The following is a 16,975-nucleotide window of genomic DNA, read 5'->3' as shown; positions in this document are numbered from 1 at the left end:
CCTTCCTCCTCAATTGGCTGACAGGTTCTGTCGCTCGGCTGGAGCGCAGGGCAATCCAGGACTGACCCTCACTCCTTCGCAACCTCGAACGCCAGCAGTGCGTTGCCGGCGACGCCGCCCCACTGGCCGTAGCCGGAATTGGTGTAGAGCATTCCGCCGGCGATGATCGGCCCCGGGCCGTCGATCGCGCCGCCATGAGCAGGGGCGCCGTTCACCGTCGTATAGTCTCGCGCCGTGTCGTATTCCCACAACAGCTTTCCGTCGGCCGTCGCGTAGGCGCGCAGAAAGCCGCTGACGCCGCCGGAAAACACGACGCCGGGGATCAGGCTCACGGCAGCCGACAGCGCAGGGCTGCATTGGAGGCGATCGCCACAGGCGACAGGAGATACTTCCATCGCAATTTTCCCACTGGCGAGGTCGAGGCCGAACAGACCGCCGCCTTGGGTGGCATCGAGCCGCCGCGTACCATCGCGCAGGAACCGCACGTCGGAGTTCGCGACATAGATGCGATCCTGGTCGGCGGCCGAGCCCCACTCGCTGCCGCCGAGCGCACCGCCCTTCCCGATCCGCGTCTGCCACAGGATCTTGCCGCCATCATCCGGATCGAGCGCGTGCACGACGCCGGACTTCTGCGCGATGGCAAGAACGCGCCTGCCGTCACGCAAGGTCACGAGGATCGGCGACTGGCCAAAATCGTGGTCGGGCCCGTGATCTTCAGGACAATTGGTCTTGTCCGCACCGAAGCACGCGACGATGAAGGCGTCGCTCGGCGTCGCCTGCTGCTTCCAGAGCAGCTTACCGGTCGCAAGCTCGAAAGCGAGGACCGCATCGGCGGTTGCGGCGGGTGGATTCGAATAGGAATTGCTGGTCGCGACGTAGACGGCGTTGCGTTTCGGATCAATCGTCGGTGCCGACCACACCGCCGCGCCGGACGGGCCGAACAGCTGCGTGCCTCTCGCATTCTTGCCGGTCGGATGCGCCACCTCAGGGATCGTGTAGGCCTGCCACACCGGCTTGCCGGTCACTGCCTCGAGCGCGACCACGCTGCCGCGGAAAGTACAGCATTCGTAACTGGCCTGCGAACCGGCGGCCTCCTCGAGCGAGGAGACCGGGATATAGAGCACGCCGGAATGCAGCGTCGGCGCTCCGGTGATGCGCGCTGCCGGGTGCTCCTCGACCTTGGTCTTCCAGATCAGCGCACCAGTCAGTGCGTTCACCGCATAGGCATTGGCGCGCAGGTCACCGAAGAAGATCGCGAACTGATCGGTGCCGGGAAGCGGCCCGAAGCTGATCGCCGCGCGAACCGCGGCATCGGTCGGCAGCGTCCACCTCGTGCAGCCGCTTCGCGCGTCGAGCGCGTGCACCTTGCGGTCAGTGCCGCCGATAAACAGCAGACCGCCCACGATGGTCGGCGGCGCAAACGACACCGAGGCGCCGGGAAAGGCATAAGCCCATTTCAACCGCAGGCGCGGTACTTCTTCCCCGGTCAGGCCGGCCATTTCGGTCGACTGGAAGCGGCTGTTGGCAGCGTCGACGCCCCATCCATTCCAGCGCGGACCATCGAGCGGCTGCGGAAAGAAATTGACCTGCTGCGTGCAGCGTCCCTCCGCATCGACTGCATTGTCGCCCACCGCGGCCTTGCCGGTGACGAAGGCGGCAATCGCGCGCCGTTCCGAGTCGCTGCGGTCCTTCGCCATTGCCGCCATGCTTCCAGAAGTCAGCGTTCCCAGCACATGATCGAACGACATCGCCTGCATGGCACCGCGGCCTGGCACACGGCTCTGGCCATCACCGCCATCGTGACATTGCGCGCAGTGGCTTGCGTAGAGCGCAGCGCCGTCCTGCTGCGCCAACGCGGGCGCGCAGCACCAGACAAGCATGGCGACGGCGACAACACTCGGTCTCATGGCGTGCTCCAACATCGTCACCGCAATGCGAGACGGCATCATGCAACCCAAAGTATAGCGCGAGGGCAATCACTCACGCAACGGACGTTCCGCCCGCGTCCGTCATATCCCCCGGGCAGTGAGGACACGATCGGGCAGTTCATCGAGCCGCCACAGCCCGAGGCTCTTGTCGCGCCAGCCGCCACTGCCCTCTTCGCAACGCTCGTTGATCAGCACGCGCGGCGCCGGCCAGTCGAACGGCGCCTTCTCCATGTTCAGCGCCCGCCAGTCACCGTCCGCGCAATCGCGATTGTCGTCCCATTCGGGAAACGTCGTGACCAGCAGGAAACGTGCGCCGCTGGCGCGAAAGTTCGCGACGGCGCGGACGATGTTGTCGAAACTCAAATGCACCAGGCAGTCCCGGCACAGCACCACATCGGCGCGCGGCAGTGCATCGCGCGTGATGTCGGCAACGAGAAACCGGCCTGACAACTCACCGCCAGCCACGCGCTTGCGATTGGCCGCGATCAGCGACGGCACGATGTCGATGCCGGTGTAGTCGAGATGCAGCTTCAGGCGGCCGATCCACCCCGCGTCGCCGCAGGGCGCATCGAGCAGCGAGCGCGCGCCGAGCCGTTGCAGCAGTGCAGGAAGCATCTCGCGGACCGCGACGGTCGCGGGATCCTCCGAGCCGAGGCCCGACACCGAACTGGCCGCACCCCACAGGTTGGTCTTCTCGATGCGCTCGAACCGCGCGGCCAGATCGAGGCCGACAAAATTCTCGCGGTCGGCGGTGAACCGCTCATGGGCGAGCACGGGTGGGCGCTTGGAGATCATCGTCCGGACCTTAAGATTACGTTGTGAACACTGTGGTCATGCGTTCCATCCAGATCTCATCCCATCCTCAAACCGGTTTCTGCCACTCCATGATGTGGAAGTAAGGCACCCGGCGATGAAAGGCATTCCTGTCGGGGTCGCCGCCGCTGGGCTGCGGCTCGACGAAAGGCGCAACAGGAGCCCCTGATCGAGTAGCAGCGTCATGTAGGTGCTGAGCGGACGATGCCAGTTCAGAATTCGGATGCCGCGCCAAGTCACCCAAGTCGGCCGCTCCTCCATGTAATGATCGATGTTGAAGCGCAAGGCGCCGTCGCCGTCACGCGTCCAGCCGTCGGGCGGACCCGCGGTGTTGAAGCTGGTCAGATTGGCAATCAGCAGCGTACCGCCCGGCCGCAGCGCTGCCACGATCTTCCCGATCGCCGCACCGAGATGGGGCATGTCGACCAGGCTGAGATAGCTGACGACCAGATCAAATGGCGCTTCGATCTCCATTGTTTCAGCTCGGCCAAGCCGGTAGTCGCCCTGCGGGTCCAATTTCATGGCACGCGCGAGCAGCGCTTCGGTCGGGTCGATGCCAGTGGTGCGGATGCCGGCGCGCTGCATGATGCGACAGAAGCGCCCCTCGCCGCAGCCAACGTCGAGCGCATTGCGGAAGCCGCGCCCTTCGATCCGCGCTCGCATCGGCGCGTCCAGCACGAAGCGGCGACCATAGTCGCCGTCTTCACCCTGCTCGACGATCCAAGCAGCCGCGGACGCGGTCCAGCCGTCGCTGATATCCTCGTTCATGGATCGACCTTCGGGAATGGACGTTGGCCGCACGCATTTCGGGCGCGGCTACTGACCACAGATTGGATCAGAGTTCAACATGAGGTAGCATGCGCATCCCATGCGTCCCTATACCAGCCGAGAGATCGCCAAGATCACCGCGGGTGCTGTCGCGGCGATCGTCGCAACGGGCTTCCTGTTCGCGATCGCGATGTCCCTCTTGCTGCCGCAATAAATCAGCTGCTTGCCGGGGCGCCGTGCCGCCGGAGTTTGTGCCACCCAGCCGGTTGCTGTCGCTCACCAGCATCTTGGCCGTGGAAAGCACTTGGCCAGGGTCGAGGACGACGCTTCAAGCTCGGTGGACGCCGCGCCCACCGTCTTGATCTCGCCGGCTGCGCGCTCAAAGCCGTCGGCAAGGTTGACCATATCGCGCTTGCGCTGATGGGCGGCTTGCTTCTCAACCTCGATCTGCGCTGCCGTGAGACGACCTCGATCCGTGGTTTTTGAAGATTTGTCTTTGAAGATTTGTCCTGGCCATGTCCCGATCGCGTCCCGCCGGCAGTTTGGGGAGCGATCCGGGCATGGTCAGGCGGAACCCGTCAAGGGCGTCGGCCGTTGTCGACCCATGCGGATCAGGGAAGAAAATCGAAACATGTTTCTGCTGGCCACGGTGACGCTGTGCTGTAGCGCCTTGGCCGGGGCTGTTGCGCTGTTCGAACAGGCTCCCTGGCCGGCTCCGGCAAAGCAGCGGGCTGAAACGGTAGCAATAGACGGGACCACGCCGACGCCGGTTCGGGTGGTCGGGGCGCCGTTCGAGCCCAACCTCAATCCGCGGGAGCGCTAGCGCTCACCCCGGCGAGACGTCGGCGCCCTCCTCCGGACGGCGTTTGGCGCGGGCCAACTCCTCAACGAACGCGATCACCTCCGCCCGTTTGTCGGGCTGCAGCGATAGGAACGCGCGGACGAGCCTCAAGCCCTCGGCTTCGGCTGAATGGTCTGCTTTGGCATCCATTCCCCACTGTCGGGCGGCCGGGAAAAATATGCAATCCCCCACCCAACACCTTCTTGATTCGGCCGGCCAGCTTTGCTGGAATGGCGCCAACAGGGGTGCACCATGAAGTGGATCGCGGAACGCGACGCGCTGATCGCGCAGACAATGGCTTTCGTCCAATCGGTAACCGGCAAAAAGGATGACTTGCATCCACCGGAGATCCCGACGGCGACAGTGGCCGCGTCGGTGCAGATCGCCCCCGTCAACACCATCATCGGGACCGAGCCACTTAAGGCCGCTCCGCCGCAGCCGTTACCTCTCCCGTCGCCCCGGGTGGCGAGCCACGACGTCCGCACCGAAATACAGGCCCGCATCGCCAATTTCCGCAAGCATCAGGAGCGGTTCGAGCGGGAGCGCGAGGAATATTGCGCGGCCACCCTGACCAAATTGCGGGCCGCCATCCGCGAGCCCTCCTCCCGTCCACCGGCTGACAAGTAAAGCCGGATCTCCCGTCGCTGGCCTAAAGCCAGGACCACACTAGCCAGAGATTGGCCGCGCAGGCGCCGAACAGGGCCAGCGTGAGGGGCAGCAGCATGTGCCCGCAAGAGGTTTTCAGGTCCGTCGTCATGACCGAAAACATCCGCTGATTCCGCCAAATGAGTCCCGTGGATTCTTTTTTTCGGGATTCAGGACTCGTTAAGGACTCAGGACCCGGCGGCCCTGATCACGGCCGCGTGATCGACCGGCGAGTGGAACCCCTACCCCGTCAAATTCGTTAATGCGCTTTCCAGGAGCGGGAACAATGCCCTACGCCCTGTTCTGCAACGATGCCCAGATCAGCAAGGCCTATCCTGACGAGTCCGACGTCTGGAGGCTCGCGGAGCGAAGTGGCCTCGTCGTGGACGTAACTGCGGATGACAACCGTCCCGGGCCACGCCGGGTGCTCGACAACGATTACGAGATCAAGCCGTGCCGGGCCGCACAGGGCGAGGACCCGGCCCGGAACAAGGCCGAGGCTGATCGCCAAGCGAGGATGGAGCTTGAGCTGAATTCCTAAAGAGGAATCGAAGCTGGGAAGCCAGAGCTCACGAAAAGCTTAGGGGGTCGCGGTGGCCAGTGACGCCTGCTCGCCCGCCAGAGCCACGCAGGCCTTCCGGCGATGCAGCCCACGGATCGCGCCGGTGACCTTCAGCACCTTACCGGAGGAGCACGAGGCGTCCTTGACGAAGGCCACCTCGTAGGGTGCCAGCATCAGAGGCTCGGATTTGAGGATTGTTTGGGCAGCGCACGGCAAACTGACGAAGCACGAGAGCACCACAGCCGACACCAAGATACGCATGTCCGTCGTCCCACCAGCCCGGTAATTGTCATATAACGCGTTCCGGCGCGCGAGTTCCGTAAGCTGCAAAAATTATTTTTGCTTTACCCGAGCTCCATGACGCGCGCGAGAAAGCGCCCGCCAGAACGTTTGCCTGCAAATGACGCGCCAGATGGTTGACGCGATGCAAACAAAGGACTTGCGAACGAGGGCTGGGCAAACGAAAGGCCGGCGAGAGCCGGCCTTTGTCAGGTCGTGGGTCGCTGGTGGCGCGTCAGTAGCGCGAGGCTGCCGGACCGCCCCAGCCGAAGCGGTAATTCACGCCGACCTTGACGGTATGCTCGTCCTCCCGGCCGCGGACGCCGACGACGTCAGCCGGACCGGAGGTGATCGTCGTGTTGCCGAAGTTGTAATATTGGTACTCGGCCTTGGCGGACCAGTTCGGCGCGAACATGTATTCGAGGCCAGCGCCAACGGTATAGCCGTCCTTGCTGTTGCCAGTGGCGGTGAAGGGCTGCGGGACGCCGGCGACATTGACGCCAAGACCGCCATTGCGCCAGGCATAACCGCCCTTGGCGTAAAGCAGCGCCGGTCCCCAGGTGTAGCCGATGCGACCGGTCACCGAGCCGAGCTGGTCGGTATTGGAGGTCACCTGCGTGCCCAGCGGGAACGTAGCGCCGCCGTTGTTGGCGGGCAGCCAGGAATACTGGGCCTCGACACCCATGACCCAATTGGGCGCGAACTGATAGTCGAAGCCGCCCTGAACACCGCCGAGGAAGCGCGCGTCGCTCGACTGGAAGCTGCTGTCACCGGCAAAGGCGCCGCCGACATGGCCACCGATGTAGAAGCCGGTCCAGTTGTAGATCACCTGCGGCGGCGTGTAGGCCGGAGCCTTGGTGTAGGTGCGCGCCTGCATGTCGGCTGCGGCAGCCGGAGCAGCCAGCGCAAGCAGGGCAACCGCGCCCAGCAAAATCCTCTTCATGATTATCCCCGTTCTTTCAATTCGACACTCAGGAAACAACGTGGCGTGAATTGGGTTGCTTCGAGGCGATGCCGGAACGTTGATCGTTCGTTACTGTGACGGAGCGGCAACAGCGCGATTTTGTTCCGTCGGACAGGCGCGTGCCGACGGTTTTTTCCGTCGGAAACAAAACCTTCCGTAACGATTAGTCGCAACGCGAAACCACCCCGTTCAAAGCTCCCCGAAATGTGATCCGGCAGCTCCGGCTGGCTTTGTCTATCACCAAGCGATGAAGGTGGGCTTTGCGCTACCGCGTCATCTTTTCAAGTTCCGGAAAGGGTACGTAAACCGCGCCCGCGCACAGCTCGCTCGCGCGATCGACGACGCGGTCCGCCCGGCCGTTGACGAAGATCACGGCGCGCTCCCTCATGGCCTTGTAGGTGCCGTCGGTCTCGCGTGGGGTGAAGTGCAGGCAACTGACGTAGAACTGGCGGCCTCCGACCTCGCGCTGCGCCGGCTCGGCCATGCTGGCGTCACGCACGCCGACGGGATTGTTCAGATAGCTGCGCATCAAGGCCAGCGTGTCGCCACGGAAATTATCCGGGAACGGTTGTGGACCTCCGGCCTGGGTCCCCTCCATCAGGGTTGGACGGTCACCATCGCTGCCGAAACATCCCGTGAGCGCCAGCGGCAGTGCCAGCATCAACGCCAAGCTCACTGCGCGTTCCGCTAGTCGCCGCACCGCTTACGCTCTCCGCTCGATCAGTCTCGGAGACGTTCCAGCCCCAAGGTTGCAATGATGCATGTCTACAGGTGTTTTGCCCGACGAGTCAAACGGATTCTGTAAAATCCGCAAATACGCCACCCCTTAAACCATTGATATATCTACGACCCGCTACTGTGCATGGGGTTGTTTTCGAGGTTTTGTTTGCGGCCGCCAAATCTGGGACGTTGCTCGCGGGCTTCAGCATGGTCATACCGGCCCGCCGCCAGCACCTCGAGCTTTCGCGCAAGGCGTGACGAACGGGCCGGGCCTGAATTCCTCACGCGGCGGCCGGGGCAATGCTAGGACGCCGCCGCGCAGGCTCAGTCGTTAGCTGCGCTTCTCCATCGTCGCCGGCTTGGTCACGTCCGGCTGCGTCTTCAGCGACTTCTTCGCTGACAGATGCTTGTGGTGGTGGCGATGCTTGCGCACGGTCTTGTGCTCGTCCGGTGTGACGGCGGCGTTGGCGTTCATCGCCTTCGACTTGGTGTCCACCTTGGCATCGGCCTTGACGTCCGAAGCCTTGACATCCGAAGCCTTGGCGTTGGCCTTGAGGCCGGCATCGGCTTTCGCGGCGGTGGTCGACACCTTGGTCTGGCTCTGGTCTGCCTTGATCACCGGCGTGGTCGTGGTGGTCTCGGCTGCGAAGGCCGGGGCTGCGATCACGGAGGCTGCGAGCAAGGCTGCGGAAATGGTCTTCAACATGGTTGGTCTCCTCTTGGAAGGATCTTGAGGCGGGCGCCCTCTCGCCAACCCTTTGATCGTAGGTTGGAGCCTAGGAGGCTCGCACTGAACCCAATCTGAAGCCCACAGCAGGCTCCCGTTCATCTGGATGACAAGTTTGTCATCCGCCCTAGGCCAGGATGCCGGGAATGTTTTTGCCTGATGGGTGTTCCGGTCTTTGGGCAATCGTGTAGGATCGCCACGTTCCATACCGGAGAACTTATATGCGCAAACTCTCAATGCTTCTTGTGCCGGGACTTGTCGCCGTGTCGTTGGCAGCGGCTCCGGTGCTGACCAGCGCCTATGCCGCCGGCAGCGATGAGCCCTCCTCGCCACCGAAATCCGACACCTCGACCAAGAAGGGCAAGAAGAAGAGCTCCTCGGTCAGCGATCCGAAATTCCTTGCTGCCTATCGCACCGCCTACACCACGATCTTTGACAATCACGACTACACCGGCGCGATCGGCCAGCTGAAGTCGCTCAAGCGCGACGACGTCGCCGACGTCGCCAATCTGATCGGCTACTCCTATCGCAAGCTCGGCGACTACCAGTCGTCGAAGGTCTATTACGAGCTCGCGCTGAAGGACGATCCGAACCACGTCCGCACCTGGCAGTATTATGGCCTCTGGCAGCTCGAGCAGGGCAACCGCGAGCAGGCGCAGTATCACCTGAACAAGCTCGCCTCGCTCGCCGGCACCGACAGCTCCGAATATCGCTCGCTCGCCGCCGCGCTCGACAAGCCGACCGGAGCGACCCTCGTCTATTAAGAACATCGCATCTCCGAATGGGACGAACGGGCACAACCTCAGGGTTGTGCCCGTTCTGCGTTCTCGGTTAGCCTCTCGCATCAAACACTCTCTTGGTAAATCGGTGCGCAATGGACAAGTGGCTGCGATCCGCGATCGACTACATCGGCTCCTGGATCGAATTCCAGCACACCACAATCCAGCAGCCGGGCGTCATGGTCGCCTTCGTCCATCGCGGCGAGGTGGTTGCCGAGCATGCGTTCGGCCTCGCCAATCTCGACACCGGCGAGAAGCTCACCCCGCGCCATCGCTTCCGCATCGCCTCGCACTCGAAGAGCTTCACCTCGGCCGGCGTCATGAAGCTGCGCGAGCAGCGCAAGCTCCGGCTCGACGATTCCATCGGCCAACATGTCGCCGGCCTGCATCCGCGCGTCGCCGAAACGACGATTGCGCAAGTGCTCTCGCACACCGCGGGACTGACGCGCGACGGCGCCGATTCCGGCCAGTTCATCGACAGCCGTCCCTATCTCGACGCGAACGAGCTGCTCGCGGAATTGAAGCGGCCGACCGTAATCGAGCCGGGCACACGCTTCAAATATTCCAATCACGGCTTTGGGCTGATCGGTCTCGTCATCGAGGCCGTGACGAAGGAGCCCTACCCGGTCTGGATCAAGCGCGAGATCATCGAACCTGCGGGCCTGCGCGAGACCGAGCCGGACGCGCCGCTTCCCAAGGGCGCGTCGTTCGCGCGCGGCCACACTCGCAAGCTGCCGTACGGAGAGCGATGCGTGATCCCCGGCGACAATCCCGCGCACGCGATGGCCTCCGCCGCCGGCTTCATCGCGACCGCCGCCGATACCGCCCGCTTCTACGCGCAGCTCGCGCCCAATGCGAAAAAGAGCGTGCTATCGGTCGCAAGCCGCCGCGAGATGACGCGAAACCATTGGCGCGTGCCGCAAAGCTTCGAGGCCTATTACGGCCTCGGCGTCAACGCCGGCAAAACCGACGGCTGGGATTGGTTGGGCCATGGCGGCGGCTTTCAAGGTTACATCTCCAGGACCTGCTCCATCCCCGCTTGCGAGCTCGCGATCAGCATCCTCAGCAACTCCATCGACGGCGCGGCCCCGTTCTGGATGGACGGCGCGATGCAGATCCTGCGCGTCTTCCAGTCCCATGGTGCACCCGACCGCCGCGTGCGCGACTGGACCGGCCGTTGGTGGACCATCTGGGGCGCGAACGACCTCGTGCCGGTCGGCAACCGCGTGCTGGTCGCCAATCCCCAGTTCAACAACCCGTTCATGGACGCCGCCGAGATCGAGGTCACCGGCCGCGACACCGGCAAGCTCGCCTGGGCCGCCGGTTACTCCAGCCACGGCGAGCCGGTGCGCCGCGTCCGCGACAAGCGCGGCAAGGTCAGTGACGTCTGGATCGCGGGCGCCAACATCAAGCCTGCGGCCGTCGTGGCGCGTGAGATCGGACGAAGATACAAGCCGCGCAAGCGACGGGCTACTCCCGAATGAGAGTCTCGACTTCGCTCCGAAGAGCCTGCCGCGAGCCGTCGCGCGAATAGAACATGTGGCCGCCGGGATAGACCACGAACTTGACCCGCTGCGTTGCGAAGGCCGGCAACTGGTCGAGCACCCGCTTCGATCCGAAATAGGGGGTGGCGAGATCGAACAGGCCGTGCGCGACCAGCACGTTCAGCTTCGCATCCGTGGCGAGGATCTGGCGCAGCTCGGAGACCGACTGCGGCGGGTTGATGCCGCGGCCGAAATCCCAATGGCCTTCGACGGCGCCGTTCAACACCTCGTAGGAGCCGTCGGGCCGCCAGTTGAGCTTGTGTGTCAACAGGTCAACCGCCGCACTCGTCAGCGGCGCCTGCAGCGCATCGCCGGAGGGATCACCGAACCGCGAGCTGCTCGAATCCGGATAGGGATCAAGGCCGCGTACCGAGCCATCGTAGCGCCCCGTCACCTTGCCGTTCTTGCGGTCGAATTCGCGGCGGAATTCGCCGACGTCGAAGCGGCCGGCAAGCCGACGGCTCACCGCCTGGTCGATGCCGGTGAGCTCGGCGACCTTGTCGGCAAGACGATTGGTGGCCTCCTTGTCCGCCTCGCCCTTGACGAGGTCGGCCAGGAATTCGCCGCGTGCGTAAGCCTCGACGTCGGCGAGATCGGCGCGCTTGACCGGGCCTTTCGCCTCGCGCGCCACCGCCACATAGCTCGGCAGCGTCGCGACATATTGCAGGAGGCTGGTGCCGGTGAATTCGCGGAAGTCCAGGAGCGGCGACACCAGGATCAATCCCCTGACGCCGACGCCGTGCTGGAGCTGCAACTGCCGCACCACCTTCGGCCCGCGAATGCCGCCATAGCTTTCGCCGGCGACGTATTTCGGCGAGGTCAGCCGGTCGTGCTTCTCGAGCCAGCGGCGGATCACCAACGCGAGCGAATTGACGTCGCCGTCGACGGAGTAGAACGATTTGCGCGCGTCATCGCCGGTCGCGACGAAGCGGCTGTAGCCGGTGCTGACGGGGTCGATGAAGACGAGATCGGTGAAATCGAGCCAGGTCTCCGCGTTCGGCTTCACCTCGGGCGAGGCGGACGGCGACAGCGCTTCGCCATCGAGCGGCAGCCGCCACGGCCCGGCCGCGCCGAACTGGAGCCATGCCGACGACGCACCGGGCCCGCCATTGAACAGGAACGTCACCGGGCGCGTCGCACGGTCTGCGCCGTCGAGCTCATAGGATGTATAGGCGATGTCGGCCACCGGCTCACCCTTGCCGTCGAACACGCGGATCGAACCAGCGGTCGCTGCGAAATTGAGGCTGCGGCCGGGAAGATCGAGTTTCTGCTTCGTGGTCGAATCCGACGGAAGACGGTGCGGCTCGGCGGATGGCGATGCATTCTGCGACGCGCTTTGTGCGCCGCCGCGCCCGCCCTTCTGTCCGGCTGGCGCTGCCGCCTCGGCGCGCGGCTGCGGCGGATCGTCGGCGCGCGCCAATCCTGCGAGCGCGAATGCCGATACCGCCAGCACCAGGGTCGCACAGCGGAGCACCGGCATATTCATATTCATGGTCGTTCTCCCTGCCCGGCGACGACCACCGGTGCGGACCGCAAGGCTAGCGCGGAATTGCGACGGTTTGGGGGATCATGGCTCCGGCGGCGCCTGAAGAGCCCGGTGGGCCACAAATCGACCCGGTTTCATCCTCAAATCGGAATGGGCAGTTGCCGGACTGCTGTGAAGGGTGGTCATCCTCGACAATCGGGGTCGAGATCGTTAGACGAGCCCGGCGGAACTTTCTCGAGCCAGCGGCCCTGCCCGGAAACCATGACCAAGCCAGCGCGATACGACCAGATCGCCTTCGTCGCCAGCCCGAGCAGCGAGGCGCAAGCCGCCTTCGGCCAGCTCACCAGGGACTTCGGCAATTGCGATCCGAAGGACGCCGACATCGTGGTCGCACTCGGCGGCGACGGGCTCATGCTCCAGACGCTGCATCAGCACATGCATACGGGCAAGCCGATCTACGGCATGCACCGCGGCACCGTCGGCTTCCTGATGAACGAGTACTCGACCGTCGATCTTCGAGCCCGCCTCGAGGCGGCGCAGGAATCAGAAATCCACCCCCTCCTGATGCGCGCGACCGATGCCAACGACCGCGTCCACCTGCATCACGCCATCAACGAGGTCGCCCTGTTCCGGCAGACCTACCAGGCCGCGCGCCTGCGGATCCTGATCGACGAGCGCGAGCGCATGTCCGAGCTGATCGCCGACGGCATCATGGTGGCAACGCCAGCCGGCTCGACCGCCTACAATCTGTCCGCCCAAGGACCGATCCTGCCGATCAACGCCGCGCTGCTGGCGCTGACGCCGATCAGCGCCTTCCGCCCACGACGCTGGCGCGGCGCGCTGCTGCCGAACACGGCTTATGTCGTGATTGAGGTGCTGGAGGGCGACAAGCGCCCCGTGGCGGCGGTCGCCGACCACGACGAGGTGCGCGATGTTCGCCGCGTCGAGGTGCTGTCCGACAAGACCATCTCGATGCGCATGCTGTTCGACCCCGGTCACAGCCTGGAAGAGCGCATTCTGCGCGAACAGTTCGGCTCCTGAGCCGCCCGCCGGACTGCCGATCGCAACCCTTCATTAACCCCCGGCGAGATATGGTTAACGAAAGTTGACCACTTCGGCCCGGGCTCCATGTTCCGCATCGATTTCAACAAGCTGCGTTTCCTCGTCTGCGACGACAATCCGCACATGCGCCGCATCCTGCGGACGCTGCTGCATTCCTTTGGCGCGCGTGAAGTCTACGAGGCCGAGGACGGGGCCACGGCGCTGGAAATGTACAGCCATTACGTGCCCGACATCGTCATCACCGACTGGGCGATGCCGATCTTCGATGGGCTCGAGCTGGCGCAGATGATCCGGCAGCCGGAATCCAAGGGCAATCCCTACGCGCCGATCATCATGCTGACCGGCCATTCCGAGAAGCGCCGCGTCACGGTGGCGCGCGATGCCGGCGTCACCGAATTCCTGGCCAAGCCGATCTCGGCCAAGGGGCTCTACCAGCGCATCCTCAACGTGGTCGCCAGTCCCCGCCCCTTCATCAAGACCAAGACCTATTTCGGCCCGGACCGCCGCCGCAACATCAACTCAGCCTATATGGGCCCCGAGCGCCGCGTCGGCGAAAAGCACGAGGTGCTGCAGCAACCCTCGCTGCTCGACAAGGCCCGCTCCTCCATCTAGCGCAACGTCTCTCACGATCGAGGCCGATATCATGGCGAAGAACAGCGCAAGAGACATCGAGATCACGGCCTTCGCCACGCATCAAATCATCACGCAGCCCAACCCGCTGCGGTCGGTCCTGCGCCGCGTCGAAGACAAAGACATGGACGATCCGATCGGCCGCGCCGAACAGGCGCTCGCGGGCCTTGCTGGCGAGTTCAAGGACTGGATGGCGACCGAGATCAACCGGCTGTCGGCCGCCTACGTCGCCATCCGGCACGACGGCTTCAGCAAGGACAGGCGCGACGAGTTGTTTCGCGCCGCGCACGACATCAAGGGCGATGCCGCGACTTTCGGCTATCCGGCGGCGGCGGGCGTAGCCGAGAGCCTGTGCCGCGTCATCGAGCACGCGCCCGATCTCGAAAAGGTACCGGCCGAGCTGTTCACGCACCACATCAACGCCATCCTTGCCATCGTGCACGAGAACACGAAGCTCGACAGCATCAGCGTCTCCGCCGAACTCAACCGGCGCCTGCGCAAGGTCGCCGACGACTATCTCGCCGACGCCAACCGCGATCGCCCCGAGCATCTCGAGGTGATCCTGGCACCGAGTATCGCGCCGGCGGGGTAGCTTCGCCGTTCGCGAGGTGTTGTAGGGTGGGCAAAGCGAAGCGTGCCCACCAATCGACATGAATTGTGCGGAGAGACGGTGGGCACGGCGCAATGCGCCTTTTGCCCACCCTACACGTCTCGTTACGCCGCAATCAGATCGTCATAGACCGGATCAACCTTCTCGTCCGCGACCAGCTCGTCGCAGAACAGCCTTGCCTCTTCGCGCGCGGATTCGGTGGCGAAGCGGCGGAGCAGGACCATCAGCGGCTCGGTCGCGCCGCGGTCGGTCTCGCAATGGGTGAGCACGCGCTCGACCATGCGGCGGCGCAGCCTCGCTGCATTGTCGTCGCTGTCGACGAAGCCCTGCTCGTGGCAGGCATCGAGCGCGACCTGGAAGGCTGCAAACGTCGCCTCGGGAAGCCCGGCGCGGCGGAGCAGCGCGTGCAGGCTGTTGCCGCCGCGATCGTGCAGCAGCGCGGACACGCGCGCCAGCGGCAGCTCGGCGAGCTCAGCCAGCGCCGCATCGAACAGGTCGAGATTGCTCGACAGCAGCGCGCGCAGAATGAGACCCGCGGTGAGCTGGCCGGTGATGCGCAGGTGCCGAACAAGCCCTTCCATGTCTTCGCCGCGCGAGCGCGCCGCAATGTTCATGGTGGAGCGGTCGCGCGCCTCGGTCGCGATGCGCTCGGCGCGGTCGGCAGTCAGCCAGTTCCGGGCTACGACGAATTGGGCCAGCGTCTCCGAGAGTTTGGCCACCAGCGCGGCGCGCGTGGCAGACGGCAGATCCTCCAGCACCAGCATCGCCTCGCGGATCGCGGCGAGATGGCCGTGACGCTCGACGATGCGATCCCAGGAGAAGGGCGCAAGCTCGGCATGAGGATTTTCGATCAGCTCAAGCGCTGCCGCCGCGCAGCCGACTTCGGCAATGGCGGCGCAGACCGATACCGGCAGCGCGATGCGGCGGGCGACCGCGCACTGCACCTCGTCGTTGCCGGTCGCGACGATGTCGACGAGATCGGCGTCGATCAGCAGCGGAGAATGTTCGAGCACGGACAGCGCGACGGTCGGCTGGTCCGCCGACAGCGCCCGCACGATCGACGCCGGTGCCTCGGTACTGCGCGCAAACGCCTCGGCCATCGCCTGCCGCACCAGCGGCGAGGGATCGTCAAGCAGCATCAGAAGCGCGCCTTCAGCGGCAATACGGTCGTCATGGGAAAGGTCTGAGATCAGCCAGGCCCGGGCCAGCGCCCGCGTCGCCTCGGCCCGCTCGCCGGCGGGCGCCGTCCTGATCCAATTGATGAACTGCCGAACAATCATGGTGCTTCCGGCTTACGCAACGAAGACGAAGCGGTGACGGCTTGTCACCTGCAACACAAAATAAACCACGACGCTTAATAAAGCGTTCACCATAACTGGCTGGTTTTATTGACGTTTTGTTAAGGGAACAAAGGCGGCCCGTTCACGCACCGGGCCCTGCGCAGCAGCGTTCCCGCTGCGACGTGTCCGAGACACGGGAGTGCGTATTAGCTTGAGAACGTGCCGCTGCGATCGCTGAACAGATCAAGCGGCTGGGGCGGCCGGACGTCAGGCGTCCCCGATGCGGCCGAGGTCGCGGGTGCGACCGAAGTGAGCGAGGCATTGTTGCCCCACAATTTCTGCACGGTCGTCGAGACCGGCTGGGTGGTGTCGCCGGGCTGATAGATCGAGCGAAACACCGGCGTGATCGGTGTATTGTCCGCGGCCGTCGTTGGCACTGTCGCGCTGACCGGCATCACCGCGCGTGTGTTCGGAAAGGTCTGGAGATACGCGGCATTGTCGATCAGCGGCGCGGCAGGCTGTACGCCGTTGGCGCTCGCGACCTGCGTGGTCGACGTGCCGCCATACATCGCCATCGCGCTGCGGGTGGTTTTCGAATTTGCCGCGCCGGCGTAGCGTGCATCCAGCACGGAATAGACCTCGGAGATGCTGCGCGCGCGGCCGTCCTTGGCGTAGAAGATCGAGCGATTGGCGGACGCCGCGTTAGGAAACAACCGCGCGCCAACCGCTTGCGGATTGTCCTCGGCATTGGCGATCAGTTTCGCGGCGCCGCCGACGCCCATGAAATGCGCCATGTAGAGTTCGCTGTCGGACGGCCTGCGGCCGAGCAGGCCGGTGAGCTTGAAGCTGTTCGACTGCGTCAGCGCAGCCGCCATGCTGGAGGCGGCCTCCGGATCGTCGCGCAGCTTCATGATCGACCGCTTCATCGCGGGATCATCGACGGTGTAGGTGCCCGACGACGTCCTGGTGATGGCGTCCGAATAGTTGCCATAGCCGAGCTGGGTGCCCGCTTCCTTCACCGTGCCAAGCCAGGTCTGGTCGATGAACTGGTAGAGCCCGTGCGCGGATGACGTAGTCGCCCCCGCCGTGGGATCGAAATCCGATTCCATCTTGGCGGTGGTCAGCATGTACTGGAAGCTGACGCCACCTACGTTCGAGGCCTGCTTGATCGCACTGGCGACGCGTGCCCGCGACGGATCAAGGACCGCCGCCTGTGAGACACTGGAATTGTCGACCGACATGATGAAGTGCCCGCCCGCATGGCGTTGAGGCGCGCCGGCAATTCGACGCCCTGTCGTCTCACCGTGGGACAGATATGGTTAATGCGGGGTAAATTC

General features: G+C 64.5%; 17 protein-coding genes and 1 pseudogene. 7 read left to right on the top strand and 11 right to left on the bottom strand.

Features of this window, described 5'->3' with window-relative positions; translation table 11 throughout:
• Positions 1 to 68: 68 nt before the first annotated feature.
• The 4 genes and pseudogenes from AB3L03_RS32285 to AB3L03_RS32270 form a co-directional block, all read right to left on the bottom strand.
• On the bottom strand, positions 69 to 1,907 hold the full coding sequence (locus tag AB3L03_RS32285) for a PQQ-binding-like beta-propeller repeat protein (protein WP_162496537.1): 1,839 nt from the start codon (positions 1,905 to 1,907) through the stop codon (positions 69 to 71).
• A 102-nt stretch (positions 1,908 to 2,009) separates the two neighbouring features.
• Positions 2,010 to 2,723 (bottom strand): class I SAM-dependent methyltransferase, encoded by a 714-nt coding sequence (locus AB3L03_RS32280; RefSeq protein WP_085351159.1) that lies wholly within the window; start codon positions 2,721 to 2,723, stop codon positions 2,010 to 2,012.
• A 67-nt stretch (positions 2,724 to 2,790) separates the two neighbouring features.
• Positions 2,791 to 3,509, bottom strand: a pseudogene (locus tag AB3L03_RS32275) (class I SAM-dependent methyltransferase).
• Between the two features lie 826 nt (positions 3,510 to 4,335).
• Positions 4,336 to 4,500 (bottom strand): hypothetical protein, encoded by a 165-nt coding sequence (locus AB3L03_RS32270; protein WP_368507699.1) that lies wholly within the window; start codon positions 4,498 to 4,500, stop codon positions 4,336 to 4,338.
• A 102-nt stretch (positions 4,501 to 4,602) separates the two neighbouring features.
• On the opposite strand from AB3L03_RS32270, the gene AB3L03_RS32265 reads away from it, so the two are divergent.
• Both AB3L03_RS32265 and AB3L03_RS32260 read left to right on the top strand, forming a co-directional pair.
• On the top strand, positions 4,603 to 4,977 hold the full coding sequence (locus tag AB3L03_RS32265) for a hypothetical protein (protein ID WP_018455392.1): 375 nt from the start codon (positions 4,603 to 4,605) through the stop codon (positions 4,975 to 4,977).
• Between the two features lie 304 nt (positions 4,978 to 5,281).
• The gene (locus AB3L03_RS32260; protein WP_085351157.1) at positions 5,282 to 5,536 is read left to right on the top strand and encodes a hypothetical protein; all 255 of its coding nucleotides are present in this window, start codon (positions 5,282 to 5,284) and stop codon (positions 5,534 to 5,536) included.
• 39 nt (positions 5,537 to 5,575) lie between these two features.
• Here AB3L03_RS32260 and AB3L03_RS32255 read toward each other — a convergent pair whose 3' ends face one another.
• From AB3L03_RS32255 to AB3L03_RS32240, 4 genes are all read right to left on the bottom strand, one after another.
• On the bottom strand, positions 5,576 to 5,818 hold the full coding sequence (locus AB3L03_RS32255; protein ID WP_018455389.1) for a hypothetical protein: 243 nt from the start codon (positions 5,816 to 5,818) through the stop codon (positions 5,576 to 5,578).
• Positions 5,819 to 6,071: 253 nt separating this feature from the next.
• The gene (locus AB3L03_RS32250) at positions 6,072 to 6,779 is read right to left on the bottom strand and encodes an outer membrane protein (RefSeq protein WP_368507698.1); all 708 of its coding nucleotides are present in this window, start codon (positions 6,777 to 6,779) and stop codon (positions 6,072 to 6,074) included.
• 286 nt (positions 6,780 to 7,065) lie between these two features.
• Entirely contained in the window at positions 7,066 to 7,461 is a 396-nt protein-coding gene (locus tag AB3L03_RS32245) for a hypothetical protein (RefSeq protein ID WP_018455387.1), read from the bottom strand.
• Between the two features lie 390 nt (positions 7,462 to 7,851).
• Entirely contained in the window at positions 7,852 to 8,226 is a 375-nt protein-coding gene (locus AB3L03_RS32240; RefSeq protein ID WP_368507697.1) for a hypothetical protein, read from the bottom strand.
• A gap of 242 nt (positions 8,227 to 8,468) precedes the next feature.
• Between AB3L03_RS32240 and AB3L03_RS32235 the strand changes: the two genes are divergently transcribed.
• Positions 8,469 to 9,011 (top strand): tetratricopeptide repeat protein, encoded by a 543-nt coding sequence (locus AB3L03_RS32235; RefSeq protein ID WP_368507696.1) that lies wholly within the window; start codon positions 8,469 to 8,471, stop codon positions 9,009 to 9,011.
• 110 nt (positions 9,012 to 9,121) lie between these two features.
• A complete protein-coding gene (locus AB3L03_RS32230) occupies positions 9,122 to 10,510 on the top strand; it encodes a serine hydrolase domain-containing protein (protein ID WP_368507695.1) in 1,389 nt (462 codons plus the stop codon).
• Here AB3L03_RS32230 and AB3L03_RS32225 read toward each other — a convergent pair.
• Positions 10,497 to 12,062 carry a S10 family peptidase gene (locus AB3L03_RS32225; protein ID WP_368507694.1) on the bottom strand — a complete coding sequence of 522 codons (1,566 nt, stop codon included), beginning with the start codon at positions 12,060 to 12,062 and terminating at the stop codon, positions 10,497 to 10,499. The genes AB3L03_RS32230 and AB3L03_RS32225 overlap by 14 nt on opposite strands.
• A 255-nt stretch (positions 12,063 to 12,317) precedes the next feature.
• Here AB3L03_RS32225 and AB3L03_RS32220 point away from each other — a divergent pair, with 255 nt between their 5' ends.
• The 3 genes from AB3L03_RS32220 (at position 12,318) to AB3L03_RS32210 (ending at position 14,340) form a co-directional block, all read left to right on the top strand.
• Positions 12,318 to 13,097, top strand: coding sequence for an NAD kinase (locus AB3L03_RS32220; RefSeq protein WP_018455381.1), 780 nt, complete (start codon positions 12,318 to 12,320; stop codon positions 13,095 to 13,097).
• 87 nt (positions 13,098 to 13,184) lie between these two features.
• Positions 13,185 to 13,730 (top strand): response regulator, encoded by a 546-nt coding sequence (locus AB3L03_RS32215; RefSeq protein WP_007611745.1) that lies wholly within the window; start codon positions 13,185 to 13,187, stop codon positions 13,728 to 13,730.
• A 31-nt stretch (positions 13,731 to 13,761) separates the two neighbouring features.
• Entirely contained in the window at positions 13,762 to 14,340 is a 579-nt protein-coding gene (locus AB3L03_RS32210; protein ID WP_368507693.1) for an Hpt domain-containing protein, read from the top strand.
• 122 nt (positions 14,341 to 14,462) lie between these two features.
• On the opposite strand, the gene AB3L03_RS32205 is transcribed toward AB3L03_RS32210, so the two are convergent.
• Positions 14,463 to 15,638 carry a DUF2336 domain-containing protein gene (locus AB3L03_RS32205; protein ID WP_368507692.1) on the bottom strand — a complete coding sequence of 392 codons (1,176 nt, stop codon included), beginning with the start codon at positions 15,636 to 15,638 and terminating at the stop codon, positions 14,463 to 14,465.
• A gap of 206 nt (positions 15,639 to 15,844) precedes the next feature.
• Entirely contained in the window at positions 15,845 to 16,879 is a 1,035-nt protein-coding gene (locus AB3L03_RS32200; RefSeq protein ID WP_018455378.1) for a transglycosylase, read from the bottom strand.
• Between the last annotated feature and the right edge of the window lie 96 nt (positions 16,880 to 16,975).

Source organism: Bradyrhizobium lupini (assembly GCF_040939785.1).
GTDB classification, from domain to species: Bacteria; Pseudomonadota; Alphaproteobacteria; order Rhizobiales; family Xanthobacteraceae; genus Bradyrhizobium; species Bradyrhizobium canariense_D.
This window is presented reverse-complemented; position numbering and strand designations above follow the sequence as displayed.